15 protein-coding genes are annotated in these 19,983 nt (G+C 56.6%); 13 read left to right on the top strand and 2 right to left on the bottom strand.

Annotated features, from left to right (window positions below; genetic code table 11):
- The first annotated feature begins 32 nt into the window (after nucleotides 1–32).
- The 12 genes from TH25_RS00250 to bioB all read left to right on the top strand — a co-directional run bounded on the left by TH25_RS00250 (nucleotide 33) and on the right by bioB (nucleotide 12,297).
- On the top strand, nucleotides 33–719 hold the full coding sequence (locus TH25_RS00250) for a precorrin-8X methylmutase (RefSeq protein ID WP_114086437.1): 687 nt from the start codon (nucleotides 33–35) through the stop codon (nucleotides 717–719).
- Nucleotides 720–722: 3 nt separating this feature from the next.
- Entirely contained in the window at nucleotides 723–2,003 is a 1,281-nt protein-coding gene (gene cbiE / locus TH25_RS00255) for a precorrin-6y C5,15-methyltransferase (decarboxylating) subunit CbiE (RefSeq protein ID WP_114086438.1), read from the top strand.
- A complete protein-coding gene (gene cobI / locus TH25_RS00260; RefSeq protein WP_114086439.1) occupies nucleotides 2,000–2,737 on the top strand; it encodes a precorrin-2 C(20)-methyltransferase in 738 nt (245 codons plus the stop codon). Before cbiE ends, cobI begins: the two co-directional genes overlap by 4 nt.
- Entirely contained in the window at nucleotides 2,734–4,662 is a 1,929-nt protein-coding gene (gene cobJ / locus TH25_RS00265; protein WP_114086440.1) for a precorrin-3B C(17)-methyltransferase, read from the top strand. Before cobI ends, cobJ begins: the two co-directional genes overlap by 4 nt.
- A 3-nt stretch (nucleotides 4,663–4,665) precedes the next feature.
- Nucleotides 4,666–5,439 (top strand): precorrin-4 C(11)-methyltransferase, encoded by a 774-nt coding sequence (gene cobM / locus TH25_RS00270; protein WP_114086441.1) that lies wholly within the window; start codon nucleotides 4,666–4,668, stop codon nucleotides 5,437–5,439.
- Nucleotides 5,440–5,610: 171 nt separating this feature from the next.
- A complete protein-coding gene (locus tag TH25_RS00275) occupies nucleotides 5,611–7,014 on the top strand; it encodes a circularly permuted type 2 ATP-grasp protein (RefSeq protein WP_114086442.1) in 1,404 nt (467 codons plus the stop codon).
- Nucleotides 7,015–7,029: 15 nt separating this feature from the next.
- The gene (locus TH25_RS00280; protein WP_114086443.1) at nucleotides 7,030–7,980 is read left to right on the top strand and encodes an alpha-E domain-containing protein; all 951 of its coding nucleotides are present in this window, start codon (nucleotides 7,030–7,032) and stop codon (nucleotides 7,978–7,980) included.
- Nucleotide 7,981: 1 nt separating this feature from the next.
- A complete protein-coding gene (locus TH25_RS00285) occupies nucleotides 7,982–8,803 on the top strand; it encodes a transglutaminase family protein (RefSeq protein ID WP_114086444.1) in 822 nt (273 codons plus the stop codon).
- Between the two features lie 16 nt (nucleotides 8,804–8,819).
- A complete protein-coding gene (locus TH25_RS00290) occupies nucleotides 8,820–9,566 on the top strand; it encodes a proteasome-type protease (RefSeq protein ID WP_114086445.1) in 747 nt (248 codons plus the stop codon).
- A gap of 197 nt (nucleotides 9,567–9,763) precedes the next feature.
- On the top strand, nucleotides 9,764–10,414 hold the full coding sequence (locus tag TH25_RS00295) for a GntR family transcriptional regulator (protein WP_114086446.1): 651 nt from the start codon (nucleotides 9,764–9,766) through the stop codon (nucleotides 10,412–10,414).
- A gap of 276 nt (nucleotides 10,415–10,690) precedes the next feature.
- Nucleotides 10,691–11,308 (top strand): biotin transporter BioY, encoded by a 618-nt coding sequence (locus TH25_RS00300; protein ID WP_114086447.1) that lies wholly within the window; start codon nucleotides 10,691–10,693, stop codon nucleotides 11,306–11,308.
- Complete coding sequence (gene bioB / locus TH25_RS00305) at nucleotides 11,305–12,297, top strand: biotin synthase BioB (protein ID WP_114086448.1); 993 nt, start codon at nucleotides 11,305–11,307, stop codon at nucleotides 12,295–12,297. Before TH25_RS00300 ends, bioB begins: the two co-directional genes overlap by 4 nt.
- Before the next feature lie 171 nt (nucleotides 12,298–12,468).
- On the opposite strand, the gene TH25_RS00310 is transcribed toward bioB, so the two are convergent.
- Both TH25_RS00310 and TH25_RS00315 read right to left on the bottom strand, forming a co-directional pair.
- Nucleotides 12,469–15,105 carry a plasma-membrane proton-efflux P-type ATPase gene (locus tag TH25_RS00310; RefSeq protein ID WP_114086449.1) on the bottom strand — a complete coding sequence of 879 codons (2,637 nt, stop codon included), beginning with the start codon at nucleotides 15,103–15,105 and terminating at the stop codon, nucleotides 12,469–12,471.
- A 788-nt stretch (nucleotides 15,106–15,893) separates the two neighbouring features.
- Nucleotides 15,894–16,487: a CHAP domain-containing protein gene (locus TH25_RS00315; RefSeq protein WP_114086907.1), complete on the bottom strand. Its 594-nt coding sequence runs from the start codon at nucleotides 16,485–16,487 to the stop codon at nucleotides 15,894–15,896.
- An 835-nt stretch (nucleotides 16,488–17,322) separates the two neighbouring features.
- On the opposite strand from TH25_RS00315, the gene TH25_RS00320 reads away from it, so the two are divergent.
- Nucleotides 17,323–19,959 (top strand): alpha/beta fold hydrolase, encoded by a 2,637-nt coding sequence (locus TH25_RS00320; RefSeq protein ID WP_114086450.1) that lies wholly within the window; start codon nucleotides 17,323–17,325, stop codon nucleotides 19,957–19,959.
- Nucleotides 19,960–19,983: the final 24 nt, after the last annotated feature.

Here is a 19,983-nt window from a genome sequence, read left to right on the forward strand (position 1 = left end):
CCGGACCGAAACCGAGCCTGAAGGGCGGGGTTATGTTTGACTATCTGCGCGATCCGCAGGCCATATACCGGCAAAGTTTCGCCACCATCGAAGCCGAAGCCGACCTCGCCCGTTTTTCTGCCGAATTGCGGCCCGTTGCCATACGCATTATCCATGCCTGTGGCATGGTGGAAATGGCCGAAAATATCACCTTTGGCGGCAATATTGTCCGTGCGGCAACAAAGGCCCTGTTGGCGGGAAAACCGGTTTTAACCGATGCCGAAATGGTGAGAAACGGCATTATTTCCCGCCTGCTTCCGGCCAATAATGCCGTGATATGCCAGTTGAATGACGAAAACATTCCCGCCCTGGCCGCCATGATCGGCACCACCCGCTCCGCCGCAGCGGTCGAAACCTGGACCAATGATATTGACGGGGCGATTGTGGCCATTGGCAATGCGCCAACCGCCCTTTTTCATCTGCTGGACGCCATTCTAAACGGCCATTTGCCCAAACCGGCCCTGATCATCGGCATGCCAGTCGGCTTTGTCGGGGCTGCCGAAAGCAAAGACGCATTGATCGAGCATGCAGGCAAAGCCGGTATTCCCTTTGCCACCCTGCGCGGGCGTTTTGGCGGCAGTGCCGTCACCGCCGCCACGGTAAATGCCCTGGCGCGTATTGCCAAACCGGCGGAAAATGCCGATGGCACTTCCCCGTCCCCCACCAAGACGGAAGGCTGACCCATGCCCGCCAACAGCACCACACCACAAGGCAAAATAACCGTTATTGGCATTGGCGAGGATGGCTTTGCCGGTCTTTCCCCGGCGGCGGCAGACGAAATTAAACAGGCCAAGGTCATTTTTGGCGGCAAACGCCACCTTGCCATGCTGCCGGGTGATATTACCGGGCAGCAGAAAGCCTGGATCACCCCGTTTCAGGATAATATGGCCGAAATTGCCAAGTTACAGAGCCAAAACCCGGTGATTCTCGCCAGTGGCGACCCGATGTTTTTTGGGGTTGGTAACACGCTGACCCATCATTTCGGCTCCGAAAATATAACCGTTTTCCCGGCGCCATCGTCGATCAGCCTGGCCTGTGCCCGCACCGGCTGGGCGCTGGCGGAATGCGATGTGATCACGCTTCATGGCCGCAAGCCGGAAAATTTGCGGGCGCATTTACGCCCGCGAGGCCGCATTATTGCCCTGTCACATGATGGCAGCACACCAGCACTGGTCGCGGTAATGCTCTATGAAGCAGGCTATGGCGACAGCAAGCTAACAATATGCGAAAGACTGGGCGGGGAGCATGAAAAAATCACCACCCAAACCGCCCGCGAATGGCAGCATGATGCCTTAACCCGCCGGGATGATAGCGTCATTGACCCGCTAAATGTGATTCTGATCGACCTGATCGCCGATCAAAAAGCCACCATTTTGCCGCTTGGCCCCGGCCTGCCCGATGATGCCTTTATCCATGATGGCATGATCACGAAATCCGATATCCGCGCCCAAACCCTGGCCTCGCTCGGCGTATGGAAAGGGGCGGTATTGTGGGATTTGGGGGCAGGGTGCGGCAGCATCTCCATTGAATGGATGCGCCTGGGCGGCCAGGCCGTTGCCATCGAACAGGATGGCAATCGCTGCGACATGATCCGCAAAAACGCCACCCGCCTGGGCACACCCGACCTGATCTTGCATCACACCAGCATTTTACAGGCTCTGGAAGCGGCAAGACTGGAAAACAACGCCAAACCGGGCCACTTCCCCTTACCCGATGCCATTTTTATAGGCGGGGGTATTACCACACCCGAACTGATGGAAAAATGCTGGGACCTGTTGCCCGTGCAGGGTCGGCTGGTGGCAAATACCGTTACACTGGAAGGCGAGCAGGAACTGTTTCGGTTTTATAATAAAAATGGCGGCACGCTATCGCGCCTTGCCGTTTCCCGGCTGGCCCCGCGCGGCAGCTTTACCGGCTGGCACAGCCTTGCCCCGGTCACACATTATGTCGGAGTTAAATCATGACCGCGACTGCAGGCAATTCAGCCCCCGTCACGCAAAAAGGTGCTGCCTATGGGCTGGGTATTGGCCCGGGCGAGGCCGACCTGATCACGCTAAAGGCCTATAAGATTTTGCAGGAAGCGGATGTCATTGCCTATCCCGCACTGGAAGACGGTGCCAGCCTGGCCCGGCAGATTGTCGCCCCGCATATGCCAAAAGGTCGCATCGAAATTGCCATTCGCATCCCGATGGGCCCGCCCGCCGATAGCATTTATGATGCCGCCGCCCTGGAAATTGGCGAACATTTGCGCGCCGGGCGCACGGTTGCAGTGCTATGCGAAGGCGACCCGTTTTTTTACGGCAGCTTCATGTATCTGTTTGGCCGCCTGGCCGAGGCCGGCTTCCCCGTGCAAAGCATTCCCGGTGTCAGTTCCATGATGGCCTGTGCCGCCCAGCTTGGCGCGCCGCTTGCCGCGAAAAACGATGTTTTGCAGGTTATTCCCGGCCCCTTGCCTGCCGACCGCCTGAAATCGCAACTGGCCGATACCGATGCCGCCGCTATCATCAAACTGGGCCGGCATTTTGCCAAGGTGCGGCAAATCATTGCCGAACTGGGCCTGACGGACCGGGCGCGCTATATCGAACGCGCCACCCTGGACAGCCAAAAGATGGTCCCGCTGGGCGACTTGCCCGATGATGCCACCGCACCCTATTTTTCAATGATCCTGATCCATCGTCGCGGAGACGCCTGGAAATGACCAGCCCGACAACTTCCCCCCTGCCAACCGACCCGATTGCCCCCATCGCAGTGATATGTTTAACCCAGCGTGCCCTGCCAACGGCAAAGCGCATTACCGCCACCCTGCAAGGGGCCAGCCTGCACGGCTTGCGCACCCGGGTTTCCACCCGCGAGGTGGATGTGGCCTTTGACGATACCATTGCGCATCTGCAACAAACCTTTGCTGCTGACAATGTGATTATCGGAGTGTGTGCCAGCGGCATTCTTATTCGTGCCCTGGCCCCGCTTTTGGCGGGGAAATGGCAGGATGCCGCCGTGATTGCCGTCGATGAAGCCGGTGAAACCTTTATTCCGCTTCTGGGCGGGCATCATGGGGGCAACAAACTGGCCCGCGATCTGGCCGAAAAACTGGGGGCCCGTGCCGCCATTACCACACCGGGCGATGCCGCCCTGGGCCTGGCGCTCGACGAACCACCGGCAGGCTGGAAACTGGCCGACAAGGCCGCCGTCAAGCCCGCCACCGCCGCCCTTTTGGCCGGGGCCAGCGCCAAAATCACCATTGATGCAGGTTCCGCCGCCTGGCTGACCAACAGCGCCATTCCCCAGGATGACAACGGCACCGTTGCCCTGCATGTTACGGCCCGCACCGAAACCGGTATTCTTGCCGATCAGGCTGGCGAACTGGCCCCGGTCACATATCATCCGCCCGTTCTGGCGCTGGGTGTCGGCTGTGAACGCAATTGCGAACCCGGCGAGCTGATAAACCTGGCCGAAAAAACCCTGGCCGATGCCGGGTTAAGTGCCAAGGCCGTTGCCTGTGTCACCTCGATTGACCTGAAGGCCGATGAACCAGCCGTGCACGCCCTGGCCCGGCATTTGGGTGTTCCCGCCCGCTTTTTTACCGCCGAAGAACTGGAAGAACAGGCCCCGCGCCTGCAAACGCCATCGGATATTGTCTTTGCCGAAACCGGCTGCCACGGTGTGGCTGAGGGGGCGGCCCTTGCCAGTGTTGGCAGCGACGGCACATTAATCGTTACGAAACAGAAATCAAAACGCGCCACCTGTGCCATTGGCCTGTCGCCAGCGGATATTTCGCCGCAGAAAACCGGGCGCGGGCAGGGGCGTTTATCGATTGTCGGTATTGGCCCGGGCCAGGCAAGCTGGCGCAGCCCCGAAGCCAGCACCCTGATCGCGCAAGCCAGCGATATTGTCGGCTACCAGATGTATCTGGACCTGCTGGGCGAACTGATCACCGGCAAGGAACTGCATCATTCGGATTTGGGGGCCGAAGAAGCCCGCGCCCGGCATGCCCTGGAACTGGCGGCCGAGGGGCGCGACGTTGCCCTGATCGGGTCGGGTGATGCCGGTATTTATGCGCTGGCAACGCTGGTATTTGAATTGCTCGACCGCGAAGACAAAGCAGCCTGGAACCGGGTGGCTATTCAGGTATCGCCGGGTATTTCGGCCCTGCAGGCCGCAGCCGCACGTATTGGCGCACCCTTGGGCCATGACTTTTGCGCCATTTCCCTGTCCGACCTGCTCACCCCGCGCGAGGATATTTTACGCCGGATCGCCGCTGCAGCGGCAGGCGACTTTGTGATTGCCTTTTATAACCCGGTTTCCAAACGCCGCCGCGATCTGCTGGCAACCGCGCGCGACATGCTGCTGGATAATCGACCTGCCGATACGCCGGTGGTGCTGGGCCGTCAATTGGGCCGCCCGGACCAGGAAATAACGGTCGTTCCGCTATCGAAACTGGAAGTCGATATGGTGGATATGCTGACCACTGTTCTGGTCGGGTCCAGCAACAGCAAGCATATCATCCGCGGCATGGGCGAATGGGTTTATACCCCGCGTGGCTATGCCAAAAAGGGGGCCGATGCCGCCAAGGCCCCTGTCCATAGCAGCCATTCCGCCCAAAGCACGACGACAAAGAAAGACTAAAACATGACGGTTCATTTCATTGGTGCCGGTCCCGGTGCCCCCGACCTGATCACGGTACGCGGTTTACGCCTGATCGAAAAATGCCCGGTCTGTCTTTATGCCGGGTCCCTGGTGCCCGAAGAAATCGTTACCAGTGCGCCAGCCAATGCCCGCGTAATAGATACCGCACCGATGAACCTTGATGAAATCATCGCCGAAATAAAAACTGCACACGATGCCGGGCAGGATGTGGCACGGGTACATTCCGGCGACCCGTCGATTTATGGTGCAATTGCCGAACAGATCCGCCGTCTTGAGGACCTGGGCATCCCCTATGACATCACACCGGGCGTTTCGGCCTATGCTGCTGTCGCTGCCGAAATCGGGGCAGAGCTTACTTTGCCCGATATTTCGCAAACCGTGATTTTAACCCGCACCGCCATGCGGTCTTCCTCTATGCCCGATGGCGAAAGCCTGGCGGAACTGGGTCAATCACGGGCGACACTCGCGGTTCATTTGTCGATTAACAATCTGGCAAATGTGGTGCGCGACCTGACCCCGCATTACGGCGAAGACTGCCCGGTTGTCATTGCCTATCGCGCCACCTGGCCCGATGCGCAATATCTCTATGGCACCCTGGGCGACATCCGCGCCAAGGTCAAAGGCAGCGGCATTACCCGCACCGCCCTGATCATGGTGGGCGAGGTTTTTGGCCGCCGCGATTTCACCGATTCCCGGCTTTACGCCGCTGACCATCACCATGTTCTGCGCCCGAAAAAAACCGCCCCAACGGGATGAGCAACCGTTTTTGCCCAGTATGTTCGCACTTGCAGCATAAATTTTAGTCAACCATCACAATCGCATAAAAATTATTCATTTTCTGGCTGAACAGCCTTGACCACCGCCATATCCGCTGCCTTTAATCTATACGAAGGTCAAAAATGACCCGCAGGAAAGAGGGAATGGCGCATGTTCAACGAGATGGAAATGAACGGTCAGGTGCGCGAACCCTATCGCGCCCTGGTTGACTGGATGGATGCCACCGGACCGGAAATACTGGCCCAAAAGCGACTGGAAGCCGAAACGCTGTTTCGCAAAATCGGCATTACCTTTGCCGTTTATGGCGAGGGGGGCGACCCCGAACGGCTTATTCCGTTTGACCTGATCCCGCGTATTTTTACCGCATCGGAATGGCGCAAGCTTGAACGCGGCGTCAAACAGCGCGCACGCGCCCTTAATACATTTCTCTACGACGTTTACCACAATGCCGAAATCATCCGTGCCGGGGTTGTCCCGGCCGATCTGGTTTATAAAAACGCTGCCTTTGAACCCGCCGTGATTGGCATTGACCCGCCCCGCCGGGTTTACAGCCATATTGTGGGCGTCGATGTTGTGCGCGTGGGACCGGATGAATTTTACGTGCTGGAGGATAATTGCCGCACACCGTCGGGGGTTTCCTATATGCTGGAAAACCGCGAAATCATGATGCGCATGTTCCCCGAACTGTTTTCCAAACTGCGGATCGAGCCGGTCGACAGCTATCCCGACCAGTTGTTGAAAACCCTCAAAAGCATTGCGCCTGCCAAATGCGAGGGCGACCCCAACATTGTCGTGTTAACCCCGGGTGCCATGAACAGCGCCTATTACGAACATTCCTTCCTTGCCGACCAAATGGGCGTGGAACTGGTGGAAGGCCAGGATTTGTTTGTGTCCGAAGGCCGGGTTTACATGCGCACCACACGCGGGCCGGAACGGGTGGATGTGATTTACCGCCGCATCGACGATGCCTTTATTGACCCGCTATGTTTCCGTCCCGATTCGGTGCTGGGTGTTCCCGGGCTGATGAATGTGTATCGCTCTGGCGGTGTTGCCATTTGCTCGGCCCCCGGGGCTGGTGTGGCCGACGACAAGGCAATTTACACCTATGTGCCCGATATGATCCGGTTTTATCTGGGTCAGGAACCGATCCTCAACAATGTGCCAACCTGGAAATGCGCCCGTGCGGACGACCTTAAATATGTTCTGGAACATCTGCCCGAACTGGTGGTGAAGGAAGTTCACGGGTCGGGTGGCTATGGCATGCTGGTCGGCCCGGCATCAACCAAAGAAGAATGCGCCACCTATGCCGAACGCATCAAGGCCAACCCGTCGGATTTCATTGCCCAGCCAACCCTGGCCCTTTCGGCCTGCCCAACCTTTGTTGAAAGCGGCATTGCCCCGCGCCATGTCGATTTCCGTCCGTTCTGCCTGGTCGGTGACGATATTCGCCTGACACCGGGCGGGTTAACCCGCGTTGCCCTGCGGGACGGGTCCCTTGTGGTCAATTCCTCACAGGGTGGCGGGGTCAAGGATACCTGGATCATGGCGGAATAAGGGGGAGGAACAGACATGCTAAGTCGTACTGCTGAAAATCTGTTCTGGCTGTCGCGTTATGTGGAACGGGCCGAAAACATGGCCCGCCTTCTGGAAATGGGCTACCGCATGGCACTCATGCCCGCTGCGGGCAATGGCAACCGCTCGGAATGGCGGTCCGTGCTGTCGGCAGCCGGATGTGCCGAAGGGTTTGATTCCGACAATACCGAGCTTTCCCAGGCAACCGTTTCGGATTACCTGATTTTTAACCGCGACAACCCGTCATCGATTATCAACTGTTTTGAATATGCCCGGGCCAATGCGCGCGCCATGCGCACCGCCATCACCCAGGAAATGTGGGAGGCCCTGAACGGCGCATTGATGGAACTGCGCCGCACGGCCATGCGCAACCTTGCCAAAACCGATCTGCCCGGTTTTATCGACTGGGTCAAAAGCCAGGGCGCACTGTTTCGCGGGGCAACCGATTCCACCATTCTGCGCAATGACGGTTACGATTTTATCCGCCTGGGAACATTCCTTGAACGTGCCGATAACACCGCGCGGCTTCTGGATGTAAAATATTACGTGCTGCTGCCCGAAACCAGCATGGTCGGCGACGGGGTGGATAATTATCAATGGACCACGGTTTTGCGCGCGGCTTCCTCCATGCGGGCCTTTCACTGGGTCTATCGGGACGATTATTCCCCCTGGCGCATCGCCCATTTCCTGATTTTGAACCCGTTCAGCCCCCGGTCCCTGGCACATTGCACGGAAAATATCACCAGCCATCTTGAACGTCTGGCGCGGCAATATGGCCGCCGCCATGCCGTGCACAGCATGGCGGTTGATACTTATGCCATCCTCAATCACGGCGATATGGACGAAATCTTCAGCCGCGGCCTGCACGAATTTCTAAGCGACTGCCTGCAACGCTATCGCGCCCTGTCCGAGGCCATTGCCGAAACCTATTATTTTGGGGGGCAATGACATGCGCCTGACCATCGAACATCGCACCCGTTACCGCTATGCACCAGCGGCACGCTATGTTACCCAAAGCCTGAAACTCACCCCGTCACTCTGTGACAGTCAACGTATTGTGGACTGGTCCGTAAGTGCCGAAAATTGCGCCATCACATCGGAATTCATCGATGGTTACGGCGATACCGTCAGCACCCTGACCTGCAATGGCCCGGCAGACCAGGTGGAAATCATCGTGCGTGGCATGATCGAAACCACCGATACCGCCGGTGTCCTGACCAACCACAAGGAAAAAGCATCCCCACTGGTTTTTTTGCGATCAACCGAAATGACCAAACCCAGCACCGCCATTCGCAAACTGGTCAAAACCGCAACCAAGGCGGTCGGCCCAAAGGCGTCCCTGCTTGAAACGGCCCATGCGCTGGCATCGTCGGTGCGCGACCAGATTGACTATGTGCCGGGCACAACCCATGCCCATACCACCGCAGCCGATGCGCTGGCCGAAGGGCAGGGCGTTTGCCAGGATCATGCCCATGTGCTGATTACAGCGGCACGTATGGTCGATATCCCGGCACGGTATGTCTCGGGCTATCTTTTTGCCGATGCCGAAGGTGTGCCTCATGAAGCCGCCCATGCCTGGGCCGAACTTTACATCAAAGACATTGGCTGGATCGGCTTTGATCCCGCCAACCGGTGTTGCCCGACCGATTTTTATGTTCGGCTGGGGTCTGGACTTGACGCCCGTGACGCCTCACCTATACGGGGTGTACATTCTGGTGGCGCCGACGAGGATTTGGATGTAACCGTAATCGTCGCGCAAGCCCAACAATAACTGGACTCATGATAAAATGACCTACTGCGTGGGCCTGATGCTGGATGAAGGGCTGGTTTTCCTGTCTGACACCCGCACCAATGCAGGCCTTGATAACATTTCACGCTATCGCAAAATGTTTAGCTGGGAAGTTCCCGGTGAACGCGCCATCGTAATGCTGACGGCCGGAAACCTCGCCATCACCCAGGCCGTCGTCAGCCTGTTGCGCGAAGCCATCGAAAACCCCGATACCGCGGAAAATGACAGCATTCTGACCGCTCCAACCATGTTCCGCGTTGCCGAACTGGTGGGCGAAGCCATGCAATCGGTGCAGCATAAATATCACGACACCCTGGAACAACGCAAAGAAAGCTCCGGGGCCAGCATCATTCTGGGCGGGCAGCGGGCCGGCGGGGCGCAACGCCTGTTTCTGATTTACGCGGCAGGCAATTTTATCGAAGCCACCGAGGACACGCCCTATCTGCAAATTGGCGAGCATAAATATGGCAAGCCCATTCTGGACCGGGTGATTACCCAGGAAACCCCGATTGAGGAAGGCGTAAAAGCTGCCCTGTTATCGATGGATTCCACCCTGCGGTCCAATCTGTCAGTCGGGATGCCGCTGGATTTGGCCGTCCTGCCCGAAGGCAAATGCCGGTTTTCCGAACAGCGGCGCATCGAAGCCGAAGATGCCGGGTTCAAGGCCCTCTCCGAGGCCTGGTCCAAAGCCCTGCGTGACGCATTTACCGACATGCCCGACGAACATTACCCACCGCATGATTAAACCGGCCCGAAATAGATAATATTTACGACAAAACCCGCGGATCAAACCAGGTCGGCGGGTTTTCTCTGACAGATTTGCTCCCGCGCGACAGGGCGCAGATAAGGCGCAAATAATAAGCCGCCCCGACTACCTGCCTGTTTTTGCGATCGCGATATGAAGACTCGACAAGGTCGGGCAGACAAATTATCTATAAAATTATGGATCACGATAAAGACACCACGATTACCGGCAAAATCACCCGCCAGCTGGCAGACCGGATTATTGCCGGGCACATCGCACCGGGCACCAAATTAAGACAGGACCACCTGGCCGAGGAATTTGGTGCCAGCCACGTTCCCGTGCGCGAGGCCTTTCGTCGCCTCGAAGCCCAGGGACTGGTGGTCAGCGAACCGCGCCGGGGGGTTCGGGTTGCCAGTTTCGATATTGCCGAAGTACGCGAAGTCGCCGAAATGCGCGCCTCTCTTGAGGTTTTGGCCCTGCGCCATGCCGCCCCGCACCTGACCAGCGCCATTCTGGACGAGGCCGAAGCCATTAATCGTGCCGGGGAAAATGCCGCCGATGTCCGGGCCTGGGAGGAAACCAATCGCGCCTTTCACCGCCTGATCCTGAGCCCGTGTAACATGCCGCGCCTGCTGGCAACAATTGATGATTTGCATGCTGCCAGTGCACGTTTCCTGTTTTCCGGCTTTCGCCTGGAGTGGGAAGCCCCGACCGACCAGGATCATCGCGCCATCCTGAAAGCCCTGCGCGAACGGCAGTTTGATGTCGCCGCCGCCACCCTGGCCCGTCATGTTAAATGGATTGGCAGCAAACCGGGCATCAAACCCCGCCTGCAAAATCGCGCCTGAGCGGCATACCCATCGCCCAAAATCCCGCTCTGATCCCACACCCCGCCCTGTTTTCTGGTTCGGGCCGTTCTGTTCGCATACGATTTTCCAATTTTATAGATAAAAATTATATTTATAAAACAAACAATTAACAGGAACTCGTTTTCCGAAAGCCTCAAAACTGACCCTGTTATCTATTTTTGCATTGATTTCAACCGCCAGCCGCGACGTAATTAATAGATGAGATTCGTATTTTATCTATAATTTTACCTGCCCGCCCTGGAGGATCAGATCATCATGCGAAACACGACTGTCGAACCTGCACAGACCCATCCCCATCCGGCCCCCGGCACACACACACCCCGTTCATCCGGCACAACAGGACTGAAATACGGCCTGATCATGGTGGCGGGTATTGCCGTCCTTACAGCAAGTGCCAAGGTTACACTTCCCTTCTGGCCCGTTCCCATGACCCTGCAAACCCTTGCTGTTATGGCAATTGCGCTAACGGTTGGGCCCCGCCTTGCCTGCGCAACCCTGTTTGGTTATCTGGCAGCGGGGGCGGCGGGCCTGCCGGTTTTTGCCGGAACCCCTGAACGCGGCATTGGCCTTGCCTATATGGTCGGGCCCACGGGCGGCTATATGCTGGGCTATCTGGTGGCCTCCTGGCTGGTTGGCACCTATGCCCGCGGGCGCTCCGTCCTGGCCCGTTTTGGCATCATGATGGCCGCGATGATCCCGGTTTACGGCCTTGGCCTGGCGTGGCTTGCGGTTTATGTACCGCTACACCAGGTTGTCGCCTATGGCTTTAGCCCGTTTATTTTGGGCGACGCCCTGAAAATCGCCCTTGTTGCCCTGGCGAGTGCCGCCTGCGCCCGTTTGGTAAAGCAGACAAACGGGGATCGCGCATCATGAACCATCTTTCGGCACAAAACCCGGCGACGGATCAAACCCTGCGCCATGACTGGACAACAGACGAGATCGAGGCGATTTATCGCCTGCCCCTGCTCGACCTGGTCGGCCGCGCCAACGCGGTGCATCGCGCACATCACAACCCCGACAAGGTGCAAAAGGCCAGCCTGCTCTCGATCAAAACCGGTGGTTGCCCCGAAGATTGCGCCTATTGCCCGCAATCAGCCCATCACCGCGAGGTCAAACTGGCAAAAGAACACCTTATGGACCCCGCCAGCGTCATCGAGATGGCCACACGCGCCAGACAGGCCGGGGCAGAGCGGTTTTGCATGGGGGCGGCCTGGCGGCGCGCGCGCGACGGCGCGGCCTTTGATGCCGTGATTGACATGGTACGTGGTGTGCGCGATTTGGGAATGGAGGCCTGTGTGACGCTCGGCATGCTCGAAACCCGCCATGCCGAACGTTTGGCCGCCGCCGGATTAACCGCCTATAACCACAATCTGGATACCAGCCCGGAATATTACAGCCAGATCATCTCCACCCGCACCTATCAGGACCGCCTTGATACCCTGGCTGCCGTGCGCGGTGCGGGGATCGAGCTGTGTTGTGGTGGCATTATCGGCATGGGCGAAAGCATTCGCGACCGCGCATCCATGCTTCAGGTTCTTGCCGGGTTTGCCCCGCACCCCGAAAGTGTTCCGATTAACGCGCTGGTGCCGGTGGCGGGCACACCACTGGCCCATCAGGCCCCGGTGGATGCGCTTGAACTGGTCCGCATGATTGCAACAGCCCGCATCACCATGCCCAAATCCACGGTGCGCCTGTCAGCCGGGCGTACCAGCCTGAACCGCGAGACGCAAATCATGTGCCTGTTGGCCGGAGCCAATTCGGTGTTTTACGGCGAAAAACTTCTGACAACCCCCAACCCGGAAGAAAACAGCGACAGCGCCCTTTTTGCCGCCCTGGGGCCAATCCCGGCGACAGCGGCCTAAAACATCCACTCCCCCGAACCCTGCGCCCGCCCCGAAATGGCGCAAGGTTCATCCTGGCGAAGGCCACCCCACCGGCCTTCGCCTTTTTCAGGATCAGCACTTCTTACGTCCCAAAACAAAAAACGGCCCCTCAGGATAAAGGAGCCGCCTTTTGAAATTGTTCTGCCCCCCTTAATGGGAATGCAGGCTTTGTGTCACACAGGCCAGGTGCCGTGCCTGCCGGGCTTCGCGGAATGTCAGCAGGCGATAGGCCATGATCTTGAACCCGCTTTCGATCAAAAACCAGACCAGGGCATAGGCCCAGACGATCAGGGCGTATTTCCAGCCAATCGGCGCAATGAACCAGCCATACACCGCCGCCAGAGTGCCGATAATCTGGGTGATTTCGGTGGCGACAAACAGCTTCAGGCTGGGCCAGGGTTTTTTCCAGATCGCACCATCATTGCGTGTCAGGTAAATCGTCAAATGCCCGGCCACCAGCAATTTCAGGAAGATCAGAGTTTGAATCTGGTCTTTGGGAAGCGCGGTATAGCGTTCGGCAATCCACAACAGCAAAAACGATTCACAGACCCCGATCACCCCCAGCAACCCGGCAATGATCAGGGTGCGCGACATGTCCCATTTCACCGGTTTGGGTGAAATCGGCGCATTGTCATAGGCAATCATCATGATCGGGAAGTCATTCAACAGGGCCAGCAGAACAATCATCACCGCAGTGACGGGATAAAAGTTGAACACCAGAATCGAAATCGTCATGAACAGCAACACACGGATCGTCTCGGCAATGCGATAGGTCGCATAGCTTGCCATGCGTTCAAAAATACGGCGCGCTTCCTCGATGGCCGTTGTAATCACCGACAGGCCCGGCGCGGTTAACACCAGGTCGGCTGCGGCCCGGGCGGCATCGGTCGCGCCGCTCACGGCAATGCCGACATCGGCCTGTTTTAAGGCCGGGGCATCATTTACGCCGTCGCCGGTCATGCCGATGATATGACCACGGTCCTGCAATTCCTTGACGATGGCATATTTATGTTCGGGAAACACCCGGGCATAGCCATCGGCCTGCTCGATCGCCGCTGCATTAATCGCCGGTTTGCCGTCGCCAAAGGCCTGATCGGCAGGCAGTATGTTACTGCCCATCCCCAGGGAGGCGGCAATCTGACGGCCAATCGCTTCATGGTCGCCCGTCACCATTTTAATATCCACCCCCATTGCGGCGGCTTCGCGAACGGTTTGGGCGGCATCTTCACGGGGCGGGTCAAATAACGGCAGCAGACCCAGGAACTGCCATTGGTCTTGGTTTGCCTCGGGTGCATCACCTTTCGCCATCACACGCCGGGCCACCCCGATGGTGCGATAGCCACGTGATGCCATGTCATTTACGGCATTTGTCACTTTATAAGATAAAGTATCATCCGGGTTCACCAGTTTTAAAATCACCTGGGGTGCCCCCTTGGCAACCTGCCACTCGCTGGCCCCATCGGCGATTGTCGCTTCGGCCCGCTTGGACACCGGGTCAAAGGGATGAAAGGCCTTTGTTTGCCACAAGGGCGGTATAACCACATCACCAAGGCCGCCCATCACCGCCTGGTCAATGGCATCACCGCCTTCGCTGCGCGAGGCCATTGCCGCCGCCAACAAAAGATCATTGCGGTCCTGTGCGGCCAGAACAACCGGGTCGCCCAATGTCAGGCGGTTTTGCGTCAGGGTGCCGGTTTTATCGGAACATAAAATATCGATCCCGGCCAATTCCTCGATCGCGACAAGGCGCGACACAATGGCTTTCAGGCGGGCCAGTTTTTCCGCCCCCACGGCCATTGTCACCGACAGGACCGCCGGCAACGCCACCGGAATGGCCGCCACTGTCAGGATCAGGGCGAACAGCACCGTTTCAAACCACGGGTCGCCACGATACAGGGCGACCATCAAAATCAGGGCAACCAGCCCCAATGTGGAGAGGATCAGGAAATTGCCGATCCGCAATACCGCCTTTTGGAAATGCGAAACATTCCCGGCATTTTGCACAAGACGGGCAGTTTTGCCGAAATAGGTATTCATGCCCGTTGCCGTAATTTGCGCGGTCATTTCACCCATTTTGGCGATGGAACCGGAATAAACCTCATCGCCGATTTTTTTATCCACCGGCAGGGATTCCCCGGTCAGGGCGGATTGATCCACCGCCAGATAATCCCCATCCACCAGCCGGGCATCAGCGGGAATGATATTGCCCAAACGCAGCGACACAATATCGCCGCACACCAGGTCACGGGCCGGGATGTCGCGCCATTTGCCATCGCGCAATACCCTGGCACTCAGGGCCAATTGGTTTTTCAGGGCGGCAATGGCGTTATCGGCCTTGTATTCCTGCCAAAAACCAACCCCGGCATTAAGCAGCAACATGATCAGGATAATGGCAAAATCCGCCCAATGCTGAACGGCGGCAGATAAAATGGCGGCAACCTCGATCATCCAGGGGATCGGCCCCCAGAAATAGGAGGCCAGCTTCCACCAGACATTGCGGGTCTGTTCGGCAATCACATTGGGGCCATCGCTTTCAAGCCGCCTTTGCGCGGTGGCTGTCTCAAGGCCCTGTTGCAGGCTGGTGGGATTTTCAAGCGGGGTTGCTTCAACCTGTGGCGAAGCCAGGGATGAAGAAGCGGCAGAGGACGAAGGAGAAGGAGAGGAAGAGGAAGAGGAAGAGGAAGAGGAAGAGGAAGTCAGGGTAGATTTTGAGGTCGGGGCAGGGGAGGATGAATTTTGAGAGTGGTGCGCGTGATTGTTGTCCTGCCCATCCAGTTCATGTGACATGGCATGGTTTCCGTAAACAACAGATCGAAAAACAGACTATGCGCCCCGTCTGGCACCCCAACCTTGAGGGAAATCAAAATTTACCGCGAAATTTTAAAATCCAATTGATTAAAAACTTTGCCCATTTTCCTGAAAATAAACCCTTTTACGCCACGACAGATAACACTTCACACTAAAGTGACAGCGAAAATCACCCCCAAAAAGACCAGAACGCCGAAACAGGACCAAGAGCACACAAAACGCCGCAACAGCAAGCCGCATGGGCAGCGGACAGCATGGCCGGGCGGAAGATTTGCTATTTTAATAACTTCAGAAATTACTTTAATTTTTGAACTGCTTTTTAAAGGATAAACCTCCACCTCAAAAAAGAGATATATCATCCTATAATAAAAGTATAAATACACCATACATATGTCTGGATCGGGAGGGATCCAAACCAAATATCATCGCCCTGCAGAAGCATCACAAAACCGGTTTTTTGCAAAACAACCAAGGCCTGTTTTGAGCAACCCCGTTAAATGACACCACTCGCCAAATAGTTCAAAATTTGAACTACTTTGTCAGGAAGCTACCGCAACTGTCTGTTTTGGGGAACTTTCCACAATCACATATGCCGATGACTAATTTTCGCCCGATCAGGGCATTTTCAGGTCAATCGACGGGCAAATTTTGCGGCATGTTTTGCAGGCGGCATGGCTCTGTGTCGCCCCCTCAATAAGACAAAATGGCACAGGCCAATAGCCCCAATGCACAGGGGCATCACAACACAGGGGAGAAGGGAGGATTTATCAGTTGGCTTCGGCTGTTTCGCTGGGCTGATAGATAAAGCCATGCGCCGGATAAATCCGGCCATAGGTGCCAATCGTGTTCATCAGCCGCAATTGGGTCCAGTCATTTTTCGGCGATACGTCCTCGACCGGCTGGCGTAAATGAACCTTGCCCCGGGTGCGCGAATCACTGCCCCAATTGGCCTGGTTCACCAGAATATGGCGCTTGTCCAACACAGCCGACACAACTGCAACATGGCCATATCGCAAACGTTTGGTTTTTTTGAAAGCCAGGACCGAACCCACAACAGGCTTGCTGCCGCGTTTATACTGGTTTCTGGCCTGCGACCACCAGGTCCAGGCATCGCCATAAATTTCAATACCGGAAACGGCCCGTGCATAGGGCACGCATTGCAAAAATTCGTCGGTCGGCGGAAAACTGTTTAAACGGGATGACGGCAGGGAAATATGGGCAACCTGGGTTACGCGGGGATCACGGACATCATCGGCATCACGATTGAAATCTGGCTGGACGGAAACACCGGTCGCACTATTGGCGTTGGAAAAACACCCGGCAAGAACCAAACTGAGACAGACAATCGCAAACTGACGCATCCAACGCCCCCCAAATAACTGCATTCCACCATATCCTGTCGATGTTTAAACAAGTGTTTACACAGTTCCTTTTGCGCCCATCAAAATGACACAAAAAATAAAGTCCGTCCCGTCGCACAGCGTGCCCTGCCGCGCGCCGAATACGGCACAATACCGCCAAAAACAGCGGCGGTTAAAAAGCTCATTACACGGCCTTGCGGGGTGTTGTCGATAGCCAAATGCAATGCCGTTTACAAAGCCCTGCAGCCTTTCTGGCATACATCCCCATGCCGTTGGCCCGCAAAATGGAAACCCGGCCAAACACCTGGAACAAACAGGTCACTTTACGCGTCTGCCCCCAAGCAGCGCAGCATCACAAGCCCTATCACAAACCCTTGAAAAACAGGAAAATCACCAACCAGGAAGGTGCAAAACATTCAGAATCACGATCCCGGAACGGCCCATACGGGACGCCTACGGGACTCATACCGGGACCACACTGGCCCGTTGCAGCGCCCGACAGCCCGTTTTAAAACCGGCATCCCCTCGAACAAAAAATCACCTTGAAACACCATCGACCAACATCATCGCCGGGCAAAACGGAATCGCCTGATAATCCCTTATCTTTGCATGTCAGGCCTGTATCAAAGAATCAGATACCAGAAAACACCGTCTTTCTTGACGGAAGGTGCCTGGCAACGCCATGATTTCCCCACATATAATAAATATAATCATAATCGATGAATAGGACCGGCACGCACGATCAAAAGCCATAAGGCCTGGCAAACAGGCGGCCAGAGAAACCGGACCATATTCCTGCCGCCACGTGCAACAGCACTGTTAGGGAAGGCCGCCCATGACCATTGACTTCAAACAGATCGAGCAGGAACAGTTCGCCATTCACCCGGCGGCTTGTGAATGGACCATGCGCGCCATGAGCGTGCTGCGCAATCGCGTTGACATCAATATCAAACTCTATGGTGAACATGACCATCTTGCCCAGGGCGACATTTTCATGTTCAACCATTTCGCCCGCTTTGAAACATTCATCCCGCAATATCTGATTGCGCTGGAAACCGGGGTCTATTGCCGGTCGGTGGCATCGGCGGAATTTTTTGTCGAAGATAATACATTATCGAAATATTTACGCGCCCTTGGCGGTGTTCCCAATAACTATGGGCGTCTTTTGCCATTTCTGGCAGAAGAAATCCTGCGTGGCGGCAAGGTTGTCATTTTCCCCGAAGGCGGCATGGTCAAGGACCGGCGGGTCATGGCCGATGATTCCCCCTATGTCGGGCGCAAACCCGATTACAGCATCTATTCCCGTTCCGCCCATCAACGCCGCGCCCATCATACCGGGGCAGCGGTGCTGGCACTGGGGCTTGATGGCTTTAAAACCGGTCTGTCCTGGCTGGTCACACATGGCAACCCCGACGAGCTTCTGCGCTGGGCGGATCTGCTCGGCACTTCGGCTGACCAGCTTAAAACCGCAATTGCCAAACCAACCCTGATGTTTCCGGCCAATATCACCTTTCACCCGTTGCGCGTGGACCAAAACCTGCTGGCGCGCGGGGCGGAAATGTTTATGGGCGGTTTAAGCCCCAAAATGGCCGAAGAGCTGATTATTGAAGGCAACCTGATCCTGAAAGAAACCGATATGGATATTCGCCTGGGAGATCCGGTTTATCCGCATGAGCGGTTTAACTGGCTGGACCAGCGATTATTGGCGCGCATGGTGCGCCATGCCAAAACCCTGGATGATCTGTTCCGCCCGGCCAAAGACCTGCCGCGCCTGAGCGACCGGGTGATCCAGAATACCCTGACCCGCCATGTGCATCCGCTGCGCGACCAGTGCATGGCGGTGATGTATTCCAATATCACGCTGAATGTCAGCCACCTTGCCGCCCGCCTGATGAAAATGATGCTGGCCGATGGCGAAACCGAAGTCGATATCGACCGGTTTGACAAAACCATCTATCTGGCGATCAAAAATGTGCAAAAAGCCACCAATGTGCACCTGCATCGCGGTATTTTAAACCCGGCGGCCTATATCGGTATTTTTGACCATAAATGCCCGCAAATCCGCCAGTTTATTGACAGTGCCGTGCAGCTTGGCCTGATCGAACGGCGCGACGGCAAATATTGTTTCCTGCCCAAATTGCAGGCCGAAGCCGGGTTTGACCAGATCCGCATGGATAACCCCGTCATGGTCTATGCCAATGAAATGGCCCCGATCCAGGCCGCATGGGATGCCCTGAAGGCCGCGCGCAAACAGATTGGCAAAATAAAACCCGCCGAATTTGCCCGCCTGCGATTTGATGATGAAATGCGGGCCTGGCAATGGAACTGGCAAAAATTCCATCGTCCACAATTTGCCGCGATTAATGACCAGGAAACAGCCACATTGTCGGGCGCACCCTATCTGCATTTGCCCGAACCATCGCACCACAGCAAAACCGGGATTTTGGTGGTGCATGGCTTTTTGGCATCGCCAGCGGAATTGCGCAATGTGGGCGACCGTCTGGCAGAACAGGGCCATGCCGTGCTGGGCGTGCGTTTGGCCGGGCACGGCACATCCCCCCATGATTTGCAAACACGAAGCTGGCAGGACTGGCTGGCATCGGTTCAGCGGGGATATGACATTCTCTCGGCCTTTTGCGAACAGGTGGTGATTGTCGGTTTTTCGACCGGCTCAACGCTTAGTGCCATTTTTGCCGCCAACCATCCGCCCCGCCTGGCCGGGCTTGTTATGGCCAGCACGCCGCTGAAGTTCCGCAATCGCAACCTGATGTTCGTGCCCTTGCTCTATGGTGCCAACAAATTGATGGGCTGGGTGCCCAGTGCCAGCGAAATGCTGGGTTTTCGCCCCAATCAGTCCGAACATCCCGAAATCAATTACCGGCATATTCCGATTAACGGGCTATATCATTTGCGCCGTGCTGTTGCCGAAATGAACAGCAAACTGGCCCATATCGATACCCCGGTGCTGGTGTTGCAGGCTGATGGCGATCAGGTCGTGGACCCGGCCAGCGCCAATATGATTGCGCGCCGGTTAACCGGCACCCACAACAAAACCGTTAAAATGCTGCCTGCTGACCGGCACGGTATTTTAAACGAAGACCTTGCCGGGGCGGTTGACCTGGTGATGGAATTTGTTGCCAAAGCAGACAAGACGGACCTGCCCGTTTCAGACTCGCTTTCTAACAGGGCCGATAGAGCGGCATCGCCTGCGGCCCCGATCGAAACCATCAAGCGCGTTGAGCCAACACCCCCGGCCACTGCCGAGTCACCCGAAACGGCCCAAGCTGCCAGGGCGCATGATACCCATGATACCGCCGTCGCAACACTCAGCGCCCGGGACAAAAGCCGGGCAATCCTGGCCCGCGCCGGATTTAGCAAACTGGGGACCAAAAAGCACACAGAGCCAAAACAGACCCTGCCGACAGAATCGGTTGAAAAACCCGCAAACCTTAACCCGGTACAGCCGGAATAGCCTGTTTCAAATCAGCGGTATGTT

The organism is Thalassospira profundimaris (genome assembly GCF_003326755.1).
GTDB classification, from domain to species: Bacteria; Pseudomonadota; Alphaproteobacteria; order Rhodospirillales; family Thalassospiraceae; genus Thalassospira; species Thalassospira profundimaris_B.